The 15,238-nt window shown below is 57.2% G+C and carries 12 protein-coding genes; 4 read left to right on the top strand and 8 right to left on the bottom strand.

All coding sequences use genetic code 11. The features are described from left to right. Positions 1–4: 4 nt before the first annotated feature. Both PSQ90_RS10700 and PSQ90_RS10695 read right to left on the bottom strand, forming a co-directional pair. A complete protein-coding gene (locus tag PSQ90_RS10700) occupies positions 5–898 on the bottom strand; it encodes a TIM barrel protein (protein ID WP_282210305.1) in 894 nt (297 codons plus the stop codon). Between the two features lie 19 nt (positions 899–917). Next, positions 918–2,033, bottom strand: coding sequence for a Gfo/Idh/MocA family protein (locus tag PSQ90_RS10695; RefSeq protein WP_282210304.1), 1,116 nt, complete (start codon positions 2,031–2,033; stop codon positions 918–920). Positions 2,034–2,165: 132 nt separating this feature from the next. Between PSQ90_RS10695 and iolD the strand changes: the two genes are divergently transcribed. Genes iolD through PSQ90_RS10675 form a run of 4 tightly spaced genes read left to right on the top strand, consistent with a single transcriptional unit; the run spans position 2,166 to position 6,745 of the window. Beyond that, on the top strand, positions 2,166–4,037 hold the full coding sequence (gene iolD / locus PSQ90_RS10690; RefSeq protein WP_282210303.1) for a 3D-(3,5/4)-trihydroxycyclohexane-1,2-dione acylhydrolase (decyclizing): 1,872 nt from the start codon (positions 2,166–2,168) through the stop codon (positions 4,035–4,037). 30 nt (positions 4,038–4,067) lie between these two features. Continuing rightward, positions 4,068–5,057 carry a 5-dehydro-2-deoxygluconokinase gene (iolC, locus tag PSQ90_RS10685; RefSeq protein ID WP_282210302.1) on the top strand — a complete coding sequence of 330 codons (990 nt, stop codon included), beginning with the start codon at positions 4,068–4,070 and terminating at the stop codon, positions 5,055–5,057. Between the two features lie 6 nt (positions 5,058–5,063). After that, a complete protein-coding gene (locus PSQ90_RS10680; protein ID WP_282210301.1) occupies positions 5,064–5,906 on the top strand; it encodes a 5-deoxy-glucuronate isomerase in 843 nt (280 codons plus the stop codon). Then, positions 5,903–6,745, top strand: coding sequence for a class II fructose-bisphosphate aldolase (locus PSQ90_RS10675; protein WP_282210300.1), 843 nt, complete (start codon positions 5,903–5,905; stop codon positions 6,743–6,745). The genes PSQ90_RS10680 and PSQ90_RS10675 overlap by 4 nt, the downstream gene beginning before the upstream one ends. A gap of 15 nt (positions 6,746–6,760) precedes the next feature. Here PSQ90_RS10675 and PSQ90_RS10670 read toward each other — a convergent pair whose 3' ends face one another. The 6 genes from PSQ90_RS10670 to PSQ90_RS10645 all read right to left on the bottom strand — a co-directional run bounded on the left by PSQ90_RS10670 (position 6,761) and on the right by PSQ90_RS10645 (position 15,227). Next, positions 6,761–7,708, bottom strand: coding sequence for an NAD(P)-dependent oxidoreductase (locus tag PSQ90_RS10670; RefSeq protein WP_282210299.1), 948 nt, complete (start codon positions 7,706–7,708; stop codon positions 6,761–6,763). Between the two features lie 192 nt (positions 7,709–7,900). After that, on the bottom strand, positions 7,901–10,648 hold the full coding sequence (locus PSQ90_RS10665) for an EAL domain-containing protein (RefSeq protein WP_282210298.1): 2,748 nt from the start codon (positions 10,646–10,648) through the stop codon (positions 7,901–7,903). 257 nt (positions 10,649–10,905) lie between these two features. Further along, positions 10,906–11,772 (bottom strand): FecR domain-containing protein, encoded by an 867-nt coding sequence (locus PSQ90_RS10660; protein WP_282210297.1) that lies wholly within the window; start codon positions 11,770–11,772, stop codon positions 10,906–10,908. Between the two features lie 544 nt (positions 11,773–12,316). Continuing rightward, positions 12,317–13,387, bottom strand: a complete 1,071-nt coding sequence (locus tag PSQ90_RS10655; protein WP_282210296.1) for an ABC transporter ATP-binding protein — start codon at positions 13,385–13,387, stop codon at positions 12,317–12,319. A 43-nt stretch (positions 13,388–13,430) separates the two neighbouring features. Next, positions 13,431–14,315, bottom strand: coding sequence for a carbohydrate ABC transporter permease (locus PSQ90_RS10650; RefSeq protein WP_282210295.1), 885 nt, complete (start codon positions 14,313–14,315; stop codon positions 13,431–13,433). 3 nt (positions 14,316–14,318) lie between these two features. Then, on the bottom strand, positions 14,319–15,227 hold the full coding sequence (locus PSQ90_RS10645) for a carbohydrate ABC transporter permease (RefSeq protein ID WP_282210294.1): 909 nt from the start codon (positions 15,225–15,227) through the stop codon (positions 14,319–14,321). Positions 15,228–15,238: the final 11 nt, after the last annotated feature.

Genomic DNA, 15,238 nt, shown 5'->3' with positions numbered 1-15,238 from the left:
GTCCCTAGTTAAATCCGATGGATTCCAGATATTGACGATTGGCTTCTGCGTCCTTGACCGGAAGTGTGCCACCGAGCGGATCACAGTCTTGTTCTACCGTGCACCAGCCCTCAAAATTGTTCTTCAGCAGAATGTCGCGCACGGCAGGAAAGTCGACGTCCCCCTTGCCCAGATTGCAGAATATCCCCTGTCCGCAGGCATCATAAAAGCCCGTACGATTGGCAATGACGTCTAGCTTCACATTTGGGTCGATATCCTTGAAATGCATATAGGAAACGCGCGAAATATGTTGATCGAGAAAGGCCACCGGGTCAAATCCAGCGTAGGACTGATGACCCGTGTCAAGGCAGATCTTGAGTATTCCCTCATCCACCTCATCGAGCAGACGTTCTAGCTCGGGTTCAAAATCCATAAAGCCTGCAGCATGCGCGTGAACACTGACTTTGAGTCCGTATTCCTCAGTGCCCAGCCGCGCAATGCTGGCGAACCTGTCACGATATGCAGTCCATTCGGCTTGACCCATTTGTTCGGCTTGGGAGGCACGCCCTGCTGTTGGAGCTCGACGTGGCGAGATCGAGTCAATAAGGACGAGATGTTGTGCGCCATGAGCCGACAGCGCCTCGCAGGTCCGTACCGCAGCGTCGCGCACTTCGTCCCATGCGTTCGGATCGTGAAAGGGCCTGAAGACCACACCGGCGACCAGCTCTAACCCGAAATCGTCGAGCGCCGATCCCAATATTTCGGGTTCCTCGGGCATATAGCCGACCGGCCCCAGTTCAATGCCTTTGTACCCGGCCTCAGCGCAATCCTGGAGCACTTTCCGCCAGGGGGGATTGCCGGGAGCATCGGCGAATTCAATTCCCCACGAACAGGGCGCGTTGGCGATCTTGATAGTCATTTAAAACCCCTTCCGGACGTCATGCCACCGGTACAGAAACCCAATTTTTGGCGGCGCTCGACGCGTGCGCTGCGGCCACGATGCGGTTGACTTGCAAGCCGTCGTCAAATGTCGGCCAGACCGGCTTTCCCGTTTCAATGGCTTTGAGGAAATCGTGTGCCTCAATGATGATCTGATCCTGATAGCCAGTGCCATGTCCCGGTCCCTGGCAGAACGCCAGATAGTCCGGATGGCTTGGCCCGATCAGGATTTTACGGAAGCCTCGTTCGGGTTTTGGATCGGCGCTGTCATAGAGCCAGAGAGCGTTCTGATCTTCTTGATCAAACCGGATAGCCCCGGCAGTGCCGACCACCTCATAGGCGTAGCCCATCTTTCGGCCAGTCGAAATTCGGCTGAAAAATAGATGACCCATGGCACCGTTGGCGAAGCGGCACATCATCTGTGCCTGATCGTCATTGTCAACCCGAACCGGGCCATCCGACCCAGGTCGGCTCCGGTGCACCGTCTCCACCTCGGCAATCAGACCGGCAATGGGCCCCACAAGAGCCAAGGCCGCATTGATCATGTGCGGCGCCAAATCGCCCATCGTGCCGTTGGCCGCACCAACTGTGCGCCACGATGCCGGTTCCCGCGGATCGGCATAGAAGTCTTCAGTGTGCTCACCGCGGAACCAGGTAATTTTGCCGATGCGCCCACTGGCGATCAGGCGACGGGCAAACTGGGACGCCGGGGTTCTGATATAGTTGAACCCCACCATGTTGACCGCACCGCTGGCATGCGCCGCAGCAGTCATCGAAGCGCTTTGCTCCAGACTGCCCCCCATGGGTTTTTCACAGAACACCGGCTTGCCGCAGGCAAAAGCCGCCTCCGCGATTGCCATGTGGGTTTCCTGAGGCGAAGCGATGACGACGGCCTCAACTTTGGAGTCATTGACTAAGGCGCGCCAATCATCGGTCGCGCGCGCAAAGCCGTACGCGTGCCGGTATCGCTCCGCGCTGGCCGGGCTCGCGGCGCATACCATCTCGAGGCGTGGCCGCAAGGCAGTGTCAAACACGGCACCGACTGCAGCCATCGCTACAGCATGGGCCTTGCCCATATACCCGCCGCCAACAATGCCAATTCCAATTTGGGCCATCCAGACGTCCTCGTCCAGCGTTGCGTTCGCTTGCAATTCCCTTGCAACCGGTTGCAAAACTTGTATTCTATCCTTCGATATCGCGTCAACTGGCAATCGGTGACGCTACGGACCTGACCTAAGAGGAATGCGATGAGTTCCGCCACCGAAACAATTCGACTGACCACCGCACAGGCCATAATTCGTTACCTGGCAAGTCAATACATCATCATCGACGGTCAGGAGCAGCGCGTTTGTGGCGGCGGCTTTGCCATATTCGGGCATGGCAATGTGACTTGCCTTGGCGAGGCGTTATACGAACACAGGGCCGAATTGCCGGTCTATCGCGGCCAGAACGAACAAAGCATGGGCTTCGCCGCCGCGGCCTATGCCAAGCACCATTTGCGCCAACGCTTCATGTTTTGCACTGCGTCGGCCGGGCCCGGCACTACCAATCTATTGACCGCCACGGCACTGGCCCACGCCAACCGGTTGCCGTTACTTTTGCTGTGCGGCGACACGTTTGTTACGCGTTTGCCGGACCCGGTCCTGCAGCAAATGGAGCACTTCAACGACCCCACCATGGGCGTTAACGATGCCTTCAAGGCTGTGTCGCGATATTGGGATCGGATAACCCACCCTGCCCAGATCATTCAGTCGTTACCTGCGGCAATCGCCACCATGCTCGATCCTTCCGATTGTGGTCCGGCCTTTATCGGACTGCCACAGGACGTGCAGGGCTGGGCCTTTGACTATCCCGTGGATATGTTCAAAAAGAAGGTCCATCGCATTCGCCGACAGGGCCCAGATGCCGATGAGATGGCCGACGCGGTCGCCCTGCTCAAATCCGCCGCGCGTCCAGTGATCATTGCCGGTGGTGGCGTCCAGTATTCGCGCGCAGTTGCTGAATTGACGGTACTCGCGGAACGCCATTCCATCCCCGTGGTTCAAACCATCGCCGGACGAGCAAACATGTTGGAGAACCACCCTCTCAATATTGGGCCGATCGGGGTCACCGGCTCCGACAGCGCCAACGCCATAGCGCGTCGGGCCGATGTCATTGTTGCAATCGGCACACGGCTGCAGGACTTCACAACTGGTTCGTGGACTGCGTTTGCCGGAGACGCGCGCATTCTCGCCCTCAACGCCGCCCGTCATGATGCCGGCAAGCATCAATCCATGCCGGTTGTCAGCGATGCAAAGCTGGCAATGACCGCGCTTACTACCGCCCTGGACGATTACATTGCCCCCGCCGACTGGCTGGCATTTGCCAAAGGTGAGCGTGAGAAATGGGACACCTACGTTGCCGACAACGTACGGATCGGCAACAAACCACCGTCCTATGCCCAGGCCATTGGCGTGGTGAACGCGCACTGCGGCGCGCGTGATCGCATCGTGGTGGCTGCTGGCGGCCTGCCCGCCGAGGTAACTGCCAATTGGCGCACCCTAGATATTGGCACCGTTGACGTGGAGTTTGGCTTTTCCTGTATGGGATACGAAATAGCGGGCGGTTGGGGTGCGCGTATTGCCCAGACGGAACGGGAGCCAGAAGCTGATACAATCGTTATGGTCGGCGATGGTGCCTATCTGCTGATGAACTCCGACATCTATTCATCAGTATTGAGCGAGAAGAAACTGATCATTCTGGTACTCGACAACGGCGGGTTTGCTGTCATTAACAAGCTTCAAAACAATACTGGGAACACCTCGTTCAACAATTTGATTGCCGATAATCCAACCATCACCAGTCCATTCTCTGTCGATTTTGAAGCCCATGCCCGAGCCATGGGTGCCACCGCCGAAACAATCTCCCGTCCCGCTGATCTGGCCGACGCATTTGGCCGGGCCAAGGCGAGCAAGAAAACTTATGTCATCTGCATGCGCGTTGATGCCCACGAAGGTTGGACCAATCAGGGGCACGCCTGGTGGGAAGTGGGCACTCCGCACGTTACCGACAATGAACGCGTGCGTTTTGCTCACCTTGAACAGGAAGCTGGGCGAAAATTGCAACGAAGAGGTATTTGATTTGCTTGTCGTTCTTCATACGAGCCGCGAGTGCCAATCGTGACCGGCGCACTAAGCGCTCACCAACGGTTCCTCGTACTGGGACGCGCCGGTATGGACCTCTATCCGGATCCGCCGGGTACACGCACCGAGGAGGCAACCAATATGGTTGTCAGTCTGGGTGGCTCAGCGGCCAACATCGCAGTAGCACTCACCCGCCATGACTTGCAGGCCGCATTGCTGACGCGTGTTTCGGACGACGCCATCGGTCGCTATTGCATCAACCAGTTGGCCTACTACGGCGTTGATACGCGCCACGTCACCCCGGTTGGGGGCGAAGCCCGCAATTCCCTTGCCGTGGTCGAAAGTCGGATTCAGGACCACCAGTCGGTGATTTATCGCAATGGCGCAGCTGATTTCGAGCTCACCAACGAGGATATCGAACACATCGATTTTTCCAGTTTTGACGCTCTGATTTCTTCCGGTACAGCGCTTGCTCACGGGCCGTCGCGCACAGCGACCTTTGAAGGATTACAGCGTGCCCGTGATGCGGGATTACCGGTCATATTCGACATCGACTACCGCCCCTATTCATGGCCGTCTGCCGCAGTCGCGGCGGATGTATATTCCCGTGCCAGTAGCTATTGCGACATCATTGTTGGCAATGAAGATGAATTCGGTTTCATGGCGGGCACCAGGGACCAGGGGCTGACGATGGCCCGTCAACTTGGGCAGCGGCCGGGGCGAATCGTGGTTTACAAGATGGGCGAAAATGGCGCCATCACCATCACACCCACCAACGAAACCCGCACTGGCATATTCACTGTCACCGCGCTCAAGCCGACCGGGGCCGGCGACGCTTTCATGGGTGGGTTCATTGCCGGTCTGGTGCGCAAATGGCCGCTCGACCGGGCAGTTCTGTACGGATCCGCGGCCGCAGCCATCGTCGTTTCAAGAGTCGGTTGCGCCCCAGCCATGCCAACGAGCGCCGAGCTGGATGCCTTCCTGTCGAGCCACCCTGGCCCAACAATAACGGAGTAGAGTGCCATGCACATTGCCCCCTTTGACAATCAGAACCGGCCTATCGTTGATGTCGACGACGCACGCGTCCCGCTGACCTATTTCAACATCGTGAAGCTAACACGCGGCCAGGTCTTTGAATATTTGGTGCCCGGATATGAAACGTGCATCGTGCCCGCGACCGGTTCCGTGGATGTAAACGTCGCCGGTATGCAGTTCACCGGCATCGGCGGCCGGGGAACGGACGTGTGGGATGGCGAACCCGAGGGCGTTTATGTACCCTCCCACACCCGCGCCACCCTCATGTGCACTTCTGATCGGGCCGAGATATTTATCGCTGGCGCTCGATTTGACCGGGTGCTCACACCCTTTGCCGTGCGGTCGGACGAAATCGATGTTGTTCAATATGGCTCCGACGAAACCAAGACCCACCGCAAGATCAAACATATCCTGGGCCAGCGGTATCATGATCGGGTTGGCCGGCTTCTGGTAAGCGAGCTCTACACTGTCGGTCAGGGTGGCTGGTCCGGCTTTCCATCGCACAAGCACGACACCGACCGTCTACCGCTCGAAACACGGCACGACGAAACCTACAATTTCCGCTTTCGGCCCAATACCGGCTCTGGTGTCCAAATGTTGCAACGTGAGGACAACAAGCCGGGCGACGCCTATCACATCGTGGACGGCTCAACGATCTGCCTCGACAGGGGCTACCATCCATGCGCTGTTCTGCCTGGCTATGAGATGTACTATTTCACCATCCTCGGCGGCCTGAGCCAGCGCCCTTTGGTCCAGTATTTTCAACCCACACACGCCGGACAGATCGAGACTATCCCGGGCATCAAAGACATGATTGCCAAATTCAAATGAGCCTGGTCACTCTGGGCGATGTCCTGATGCCAGCCCGCGACAGGGGCTACGCCGTGGCCGGTGTGGTTGTGCTTGGCTGGGAAGACGCCCGCGCCTATGTCAATGCCGCCGAGGCCGAAGGCCTGCCCGTCATCCTGCAAGCAGGACCAGGCTGCCGCGCGCACACACCTCTGCCTGTGCTGGCGGCCATGTTCAAGGCACTGGCACAAAACGCCAGTGTGCCTGTCGTCGCCCATCTCGATCACGGCGCATCGCTTGAGGAATGCCGCGCCGCTATTGAGTGCGGCTTTTCCTCGGTCATGTTTGATGGCTCGCGGCTGCCACTACAGCAGAACATTGCCGAAACCCGTGCCGTTGCCGATATGGCACATGCGGCCAGGGTTTCCTGCGAGGGTGAAATCGGCTTTGTCGGCTATGCGGATGGCGATGCTTCGGCGTCGACCAGCACTGTCGACGCCGCCCGGTTCGCTGCGCAAACGGGTGTCGATGCATTGGCAATATCGGTTGGAAACGTACATTTGCAGAAAGTGCAGATGGCGACAATCAACGTTGGCGCCGTCCGCGCAATTGAGGCCGCCACAGCGGTGCCCCTCGTCATTCATGGTGGATCGGGCGTTCCCGGCGATATGCGCCAGTTCCTCGCGCGCAACACCAATGTCAGCAAGTTCAATATTGGCACGGAATTGCGCATGATGTTTGGGGCCGCTTTGCGCAAATCCCTAGCAGCGGAGCCAGACCTCTTCGACCGCATCGCCCTGCTAAAAGCCGTCGAGGTGCCCATCATGGACGCGACACGGGCGGTTCTGCGCCAGATTGGCCCCGCCTCAGGCGAACGCTAACCCCTGCCACGGATTTTAAGAACCTTGGCGGTGCTCGCCCCATGCTCGTTCGATATTGTCGAGCAAAATGTCGGTGAGGCCTTGAACAGCTTGTTGGCTGGCCCAAGCAGTATGAGGGGTCAGGATAACATTGTCGCGCTGAGCCAATCGCATGATCGTGCTGTTGGCCGGCGGTGGTTCGGGCGCGGTGACATCTAGCCCGGCGCCGCTGACTTTGGCGGCATCCAGCGCCACCTCCAGTGCGATTTCATCGATCAGGCCCCCCCGCGCGGTGTTGATTATCAACGGTTGCCGGTCCATCCGGTCAAATTCGCTTGAACCAAGCAAACCCCTGTTGGCGTCGGTCAAAGGGCAGTGCAGGCTGATCACGTCGGCCATGGCCAGCGCGTCATAAAAGGGCGTCTGTCCTGGTTTGGTTGCCCCGTCTCTGCGACCGGCGAAGACCACGCGCATGCCGAAAGCCTCGCACAGTCGGGCAACCGCGCTACCGAGTGTGCCAGACCCAATGATCGCAACGCACGATCCGGCCAGGTCTCCAATAGGAAAATCAAAAAACGAAAACTGCTGTACTTGCTGCCAACGACCCGCCAATACCGCTTTGCGGTAGGGCACCAGTGATCGTTTGAGGGCGAGCATCAGGGCCATTGTGTGCTCAGGCACGGTGCGGATTGCATATCCTTTTACATTGACCACCGCCACGCCCGCCGCAATAGCCGCCGCCACATCGACATTGTCCATCCCGGTTGCCGCGATTGCGATGAGTTTCAGTCGCGTCGCACCGGCCAATGCGGACCGGTCTATTGGTGCCTTGTTGGTAATAACGATATCGGCGTCGGCAATGCGTTCGGCGACCTCGCCCGGGGCTGTCCTGTCGTACCGGATCATGTCGTGCGGAAACCCAAGCTGGCGCCAGTTTACCGATGGCGGCAGAGTTGCGGTGTCGAGAAATACAATGCGTGTCATGACCAACCTATGCCGTTCAAAGCGTAAAGTTCAAAAATTCCAGTGTGTTAATAACTCTATTTCGGCGCATCGCATAGATGTCCAACCCCGCAGCTTGGCCTGGGACCAGTGTGACTAGCGTATTACTGAGCGGGTTGTTGGAGGCTGACTAAGGCAGTCGCCAACAGATCATGCCAACATGCGGGCTATCAATTACCCCGCTGCGTTCACACGCTTCGGTTCTGCGCGGTCTATCCCCAGTTCGGCGAGGGTAACCGGCCTGCCGAAAAGATAACCCTGGCCGACCTCGCAATCCAGGTCCTTCAGAATTGATCGTTGTTCTTCAGTCTCGATTCCTTCAGCGACGATTGTTTTTTTAAGTCGATGGGCAAGCGTTACTATTGTTTCCACGATTGCCAGACTATCGGGTTCTGGCAGCCCACGCACAAAGCTCTGGTCAATTTTCATCTTATCAATGGGCAGCCGAGCCAGATAGCTAAGGGACGAATATCCCGTCCCGAAGTCATCCATCGCGATACCGATGCCCATATCGCGCAGCGCATCAAGTGCGAACATGATGCTGCTGTTGTTATCGACAAACAGGCTTTCGGTGATTTCGAGATCCAAACGGCTGGGATCCAGACCAGACATCGCCAGTGCCTTCTTCACCGTGCCCACCATATCACTCAGTTCGAACTGAACCGCCGATACGTTTACCGACAGGCGGCCCTGCCAATCGCAGGCGGCAATCCTTTGGCAGGCGTCCTGCAAGACCCATTCACCGATTGCAACAATCAAACCAGTCTCTTCGGCCAGCGGAATGAAATCGGCAGGCGACACCGTTCCCATGGCCCCGTTTTGCCACCGAACAAGCGCTTCGACCCCGATGACCTCCTGTGTGACCAGATCGACCTGCGGCTGAAACAGCAGATGGAACTCATTTTTCCGCAACGCTCGGCGCAGAGAGATGTCTTGGCTCTGCCGTGCCCTGATGCCGGCCTCAAGCTCAGCAGCGAACATTGCAAACCGCCGGTTAGGCTCGACGGAAGCCTGGGTGAGCGCAATATCCGCATGGCGCAACAACCCCGCCGCGTCCGATCCCGATATCCGCGATGTAGTGACGCCCAAGTGGGCGTCCAGAATCGCTGTATGGCTATCGACATGGAAGGGGGACTGCATTGCGTCAAGAATTTTGTCACATAGCTTGCTCAATTCATTGGCGTTCGAAACACCGGCGAGTGCAACGGCAAAAGTATCACCAGAAAGTCGCGCCGGGTGCGGTGTTATGGCGCGCAGCCGTTCAACAACCAGTTCCAAGACGCGGTCGCCAATCTCGTGGCCCAAGGCCTCATTGGCAATTTGCAAGCGGGTAAGCTGGATGACGATGACCGCACAATCCCGGCCGCACGACAGCGTTGTCTCGATCTGATCGACCAGGGTCTGGCGCGACAATGCGCCGGTGACGGAGTCATGTTGCGCCAGGTACGCCAGTCGTGCCTCCTGGCGATGACGTTCGGTGATGTCCTGGAAAGTAAGACAGGTAATCTCGCGCTGACCTCTGTCCTCTTCCGCATCCGGAATCCATGATCTTGTTACAACCAGTTCGAGAGTGCGCTGTTGCCCCGCAATTTCGCAGCCACATTGTTGAGGCACACCAACATTCGGTTGTGCAAGATGAGCAAGAAGTTCGGCCGGAAGCACCTTGTTCGACTGGCATTCCTGAAGATCCTGCTTGCGGCCCAGGATTTGACCCGCCGCCGCACTCGCCGCCACGATCATTCCAGTGTCGTCAACCACGAGGATGCCACCAAAACTGTCAGTGACAACACGGTCCAGAATGCGTTGCATAACCTCGCGCTGGCGCTGTAGGCGGCCTTGTTCTCGGCGCCGTGAGGCAAGTTCAACGGTCAAACTCACAGCCAAGAGCCCCATCAGGGCCGCATGAACAACGCCCGTATCGCAGCTTATCGCCCACAGTTTGAGCGAAAGGAACGTCACAGATTCGACAACAATGCCGACAACTATATAGATTCCGGCTTCCTGCCAACGCCGCAGTTTCGGTGCAAACCTTAGAGCCAATACCGACAACATTATTGCCAGTACAAGCCCCGGCCAATAGCCAAGCATGGTCAAGGCGCGATGAGCCTTGAGAGTTTCGGCGGCAGCAATCTGGACCAGTGCGCCCGGCACAATGCCGAACCGCGGCACCGCGAATAAGTCACGCAATTCAATGGCGCTGGCGCCGATCACAACCTGTTTGCCTGCGATGCGAGCAGGATCCACGTCGCCGCGGATAATTTCGGAAGCAGAAATCCGGTCAACGCTCAGCAAATCGATACTAAAATCTATTGCCACGGGCACATTCACGGCCGCGCTGGAGTCCGCCAGAACCTGCGCCATCGAGGGGACGACGCGCCCGTCGCTTTGCGTCAATCCACCCGCGACGCGACGCAGCAGGGTTGCCGGGCCAGCTTCGACGTTGACCAAAACAGGATCGGCATATTGGGCGAAGAGATCAATCGGCCGATTCAACTGAATCTCGCCCTGGGGATCAGCCACCTGCTGGAACGCGGCGAGATAGGCGTAACCGCCTGCGCGCTTTAGAGAGTCTGCAAATATACTATCCTCTTGCGCAAATGACGCGGCACTGAAGTCAATATCGAAAGCGACTTCGTTCGCACCCATGGCGATGATCTTATCGAGCAACTGTGCATGAAGTCGGCGCGGCCACGGCCAAACCCCAAGCTGGGAGAGACTCTTTCCGTCGATCTGGACAAAGACTATTTCGCCACTCGCTGGACGCGACGAGGCTTGGAAGTGCAAATTTTCGACTGATCCGTCTAATGTAGAAAATAGGTCTTGTTGACTTGCAAATCCTAAGACGAGCAACAGACAAAGGGTTAGAGCACCACGATATGCCTGTTCCGACCAATGTCTGATATTTCTCGGAATTTTTTGCATCGGCTCACAGGAAATTGGAACTGCGCCCTTGTAAGGACGCCGCAGGCACTTGCCCCCAGCAAGTCTAGGCCAACCAAACTATTAATCTCTTAATGGCCACCACTGGCCTGCCCAGGCACCACGCTCCGTTGGCGTTGGCGTTGGCGTTTCGGACCCGGTGTCACTGAGCGCGTCGCCTGCTGCGGGACAGAACCTCGATCAGAGGCATCCGGTCGCCCGCTCCAGGCTATTGCACAATCGGAGAGGCATACTGCCCATCAATGCCGGTTACCTCCGCCATGACCTCCACCGCTATTACCGCCGCCGTTACTGCCCCCGCCTCCACCGTTATTGCCACCGCCGTTACTACCCCCGCCTCCGCCGTTATTCCCGCCGCCGCTACCACCGCTTCTATTGCCATTTCCACCAGTATTGCCGTGGCCGCTTCCTCCACTAATGCCGTAGTGGTTGCCGACATTTTTGTCGCGGCCGTTGCCGCCGCTGTTGTTGCGGCTGTTGTCAGAATTAAGTTTTTCTACAATATCGTTGCGTTCGACGATTTCCCCCTTAAGCGTTTGAACTGTGGACACGGCGCCAGGCCCCGAGACCTGGAGCACTTCATCGTCGGATACAGAGGCAGCCTGGCCGCGTATCACATTTGCTATAACATCGTGCACAGTGTCACGGACCTGCACCACACCACGGTCGACCACAACGTTGCTTGCCCCATTACGGATGCGAACGGTAAACCGCGTTCCTTTGACGACGGCCGCCAGATAGGGCGTCAGAACAGAGAAATGCTGCACATTCCTGCGCTCGGCCTCAATCGATACGGTGCCGATCAGTTGTAAAACTGTTGTCATGCGCCGACTGCCAGCGGCATCAGATATCTGAATGTCGGTGTCGCCCCCCACCGAAATGCGCTCAGCACCACGCACGAACTCGACCCGCCCGCTGGCAAGTGTGCGAATATGGCGATCATCAGAAATGACTTCCCCACGTACGACCGGGCGCCAATCTGTGCCATCAAGCTGCATTACGATGCCACGTAGGCGATCCGCGGTCCAATCGTCCGCCAAAACGGCGCCAGCGCTGGACAATGCAATAACTATTGATGAGGCAATAACAAGTGTTGTCAATTTCATGGATCTATTCCTTGATTGCGCGATCCCAGATTTTTGTGGCCCTATTATTCAGACAGTTTGTCAATGAAAAGTGAAACCGCCGACCGCAATTACACTTGTACTGTGGTGAAATAAAAAACACTTAATACCCAGTTACCGCCAGCAAGCTTGCGTCCGCCGTTGCTATCGCTGTGGCGCTCAACCTCTTTTTCGTCGAAGTCGCCGCCGAGACCGGGGCATTACTGACGTGCATTCAGCACTCAAGCCTGTGCTGCGAGGGCAACGGGCGTCGCATTCGAGCGTGCCTATTACCAAATATTCCTGAATTTCAAAATTGGAGGCCCAGGCATTCAGATGCGCCGGGCAGCCGGGCACAGCTACTTGGACATCCACTTGTAGACACTGGCACTGCTAACGCCTTGCGTGAACAGCACCGAGACCGGCTTGGCGGCGAACTAGCTCTCAAGTTGCACCAGCAGGCGGTCGTGCACTAAACTCGTCAAAGCGGCAATGTCTGGCCGCCGACAGGCACTTCCAGCAATGCCGTCCGACATTCAGAATCAATTCAGATCGATTGGTCGGTCGCGCTGTCGAACAAATGGATGTTACTTGGCTCAATGCGTACGCCGACGGTTTCGCCCGATTTGGCACCGCTGCGACCGGTTTCAACCACGGTCAATTCAGGTGTGGTGGCGCTGGTGACATATGTCATCGAGCCAGTCGATTCCACCGCCTGCACCGACACTGTGATGCTGGCCTCATCGAGCGATACCACGCTTAAGTGTTCCGGCCGCAACCCGACTGTGACCTTGCGATTGGGTTCGACCTGGCGACCCAAAACGATGCTAGGGGCATCAGGAAAATCCAGAACGACTTCGGTGCCATTGGCCGATATTGTGCCCGGCACGAAATTCATTGCCGGCGAGCCGATAAAGCCGGCGACAAACTTGTTGCTCGGCGTATCGTAAAGCTCCAGCGGGCGACCCTGCTGTTCAATGACGCCGTCACGCATTACCACCACAAAGTCGGCCATGGTCATCGCCTCGATCTGGTCATGGGTGACATAAACCGAGGTGGCGCCCAGCCGATCGTGCAAGCTGCGGATTTCCTTGCGCATTTGTACGCGCAGTGCCGCATCGAGGTTCGACAGTGGCTCATCAAACAGGAACGCCTTGGGATGGCGGATGATGGCGCGGCCCATGGCGACCCGCTGGCGCTGTCCGCCCGATAGTTCGCGCGGGTAGCGATCCAGCAACCCGGTTAACCCAGTGGTCGTTGCAATTTCCTCTGCGGCCTTGCGGGCCTCGGCTTTCTTTATGCCTTTGATTCGCAGCGAATAGGTGAGATTTTCGGCCACGGTCATATGCGGATAAAGCGCATAGGATTGAAACACCATGGCGACGTCACGCTTGCGTGGCGGCACGTTGTTGGCGACGTTGCCAGCGATCCGCATAGTTCCGCCGGAAATGCTTTCCAGCCCGGCGAGCGATCGCAGGAGCGTGGACTTACCGCAGCCAGACGGCCCGACCAAGGCCACGAAACTACCCTTCTCGATCCGCAGATTGACGTTCTTGAGCGCGTGGAATGTACCGTAGTGCTTATTGATATTGCTCAGTTCGATTTGGGTATCGCTCATTTTACGGCTCCAAGGACTGGCAGAATAAACGTGATTCTTTGGATCATTTGACGGCCCCCACCACGACGCCGCGCGTCAGGGTACGTTGGAAGACCAGGAAGAACAGCAGGGTCGGTGCAATACCTAACATCGACGCCGCAGCGCTGAACGTTGGGTCGGACATGTTCTGCCCACGCGTCAGGCCCATGGCGACGGCGACAGTCTGATTGTTGTTGGATACCAGCATCACCAGCGGGATCAGGAATTCGTTCCAGGTCCAGATAAAAAAGAAAGTACCAACCACCATCAGCGATGGCCGCAATACGGGGACAACCACCTGCCATAGCACTTGCCACCGGTTGGCACCGTCCATCTCCGCCGCCTCGATGATTTCCTTGGGGAAACTTCTGAGCACTGACGACAGCAAGTATGTTCCAAAGGCGCTCTGGATCACGGCAAAGATGATGATCACGGCAAGTTGGGTATCGTAAAGCCCGGTGGCTTTGGCCATGTAATACAGCGGATAAACAATCGATTCCTGCGGCACCATGATGCCGAGTAGAAAGATGACCAGAAATATACGCGAACCTTTGATCCGGCCAATGCCAATGGCATAGGCGTTGAACAGGCTGATCAGCACGCCGAAAACTGCCACCGTTATGCTGATGATCGCGCTGTTGACCAGCTTCCGACTGAAATCGGAGACATTCCAGAACTTCTGGAGCGACCCAAAATCGATGGAACTCGGCAGCGACAATGGGCCACCCACTGCATAGTCGGCAGCGGTCTTTATCGCATTGATCACCGCCAGAAAGAACGGAAACAGCGTAAGTAACAGAAGCAGCGTCAGTATGAACAGAACCACCCAGCGCAGCGGGCTGCGCCGCGGCGGCTGATACGCATCATCAGCGAAAGAATTCGAGCCTTGGCTCAGGGTTACGTTGGCCATGACCTACTCCTTCGACTCTTGTCGCGCCTGGAAGCGCAGGAAGATCACCGCCAGCACAACAGTGAGGATGGTCTGCACCACAGCGATCGCGGCCGCGTAGCCAACGCGCTGGGTGGTAAAGAAGTGGTAGTAGGTCAGATATGACGGCACCAGCGTCGCGTTATCCGGCCCACCCGAGGTCAATACAAAAATCGGTGCGAACACCTTGAGCGCCGCAATCAGGGTTGTCAGCGCAACGACGAAAATTTCGGGTGCCAGCATCGGAATGGTGATCGTCACCAAACGATGCCACCACCCCGCGCCATCCAATTCGGCGGCCTCATATAGCGCAGGATCAACGCGCGACAGGCCAGCCATAAACACCACAAGGCAATAACCCACCTGAATCCATACAATTACAAAAGAAACGGCCGGTAGCGCAAAGGTCGCGTCGCCTAACCAGTTCTGGGCCATGCCACCCAAGCCAACGGCATCGAGAATGGTATTGACCACGCCAACCGGGCTCAAAATCCAGCCCCAGAGCACGCCTGCAGCTGTGACCGGAAGAATTTGTGGAAGGTAAAAGCCGGCACGAAACAGGCTGGAAACCGCCTCACCAAATTCGTCGCGAATGTAATCAAACAGCAGCGCCGCGAGAACTAGTCCCAGCACCACTGGAATGATGGTCATGGAAATAATGAACAGCAGCGTGTGGCTCATCGAGCCCCAGAACTGTCCGTCGGTCAAAAGCCTCAGGTAGTTATGCCAGCCCACAAGGCGGGGCACGCCGACACCCTTCCAGCTGGTAAAACTCAGCGCGAAATTGGCGATTTGCGGAATGAGAACAATCACCACAAAGCCGATGGCGCCTGGTAACATATAAAAATAGTAACTTCGCTTATCGTCAGTTGACGCACCGCCGATGTCGGCCATTTTCCCCTCCA

The organism is Devosia rhodophyticola (assembly GCF_028816475.1).
Classification (GTDB): Bacteria; Pseudomonadota; Alphaproteobacteria; order Rhizobiales; family Devosiaceae; genus Devosia; species Devosia rhodophyticola.
The sequence above is the reverse complement of the archived record's forward strand: the minus strand, read 5'-3'. Positions and strand labels throughout refer to the sequence as shown.

Excerpts from the sequence above, each read along its gene's own strand:
- PSQ90_RS10655 (WP_282210296.1), bottom strand. The coding sequence starts at position 13,387 with ATGAGCGATACCCAAATCGAACTGAGCAATATCAATAAGCACTACGGT.
- PSQ90_RS10645 (WP_282210294.1), bottom strand. The coding sequence starts at position 15,227 with ATGGCCGACATCGGCGGTGCGTCAACTGACGATAAGCGAAGTTACTAT.
- iolD (WP_282210303.1), top strand. The coding sequence starts at position 2,166 with ATGAGTTCCGCCACCGAAACAATTCGACTGACCACCGCACAGGCCATA.
- PSQ90_RS10660 (WP_282210297.1), bottom strand. The coding sequence starts at position 11,772 with ATGAAATTGACAACACTTGTTATTGCCTCATCAATAGTTATTGCATTG.
- PSQ90_RS10650 (WP_282210295.1), bottom strand. The coding sequence starts at position 14,315 with ATGGCCAACGTAACCCTGAGCCAAGGCTCGAATTCTTTCGCTGATGAT.
- PSQ90_RS10680 (WP_282210301.1), top strand. The coding sequence starts at position 5,064 with ATGCACATTGCCCCCTTTGACAATCAGAACCGGCCTATCGTTGATGTC.
- PSQ90_RS10665 (WP_282210298.1), bottom strand. The coding sequence starts at position 10,648 with ATGCAAAAAATTCCGAGAAATATCAGACATTGGTCGGAACAGGCATAT.
- PSQ90_RS10700 (WP_282210305.1), bottom strand. The coding sequence starts at position 898 with ATGACTATCAAGATCGCCAACGCGCCCTGTTCGTGGGGAATTGAATTC.
- PSQ90_RS10670 (WP_282210299.1), bottom strand. The coding sequence starts at position 7,708 with ATGACACGCATTGTATTTCTCGACACCGCAACTCTGCCGCCATCGGTA.
- PSQ90_RS10695 (WP_282210304.1), bottom strand. The coding sequence starts at position 2,033 with ATGGCCCAAATTGGAATTGGCATTGTTGGCGGCGGGTATATGGGCAAG.
- PSQ90_RS10675 (WP_282210300.1), top strand. The coding sequence starts at position 5,903 with ATGAGCCTGGTCACTCTGGGCGATGTCCTGATGCCAGCCCGCGACAGG.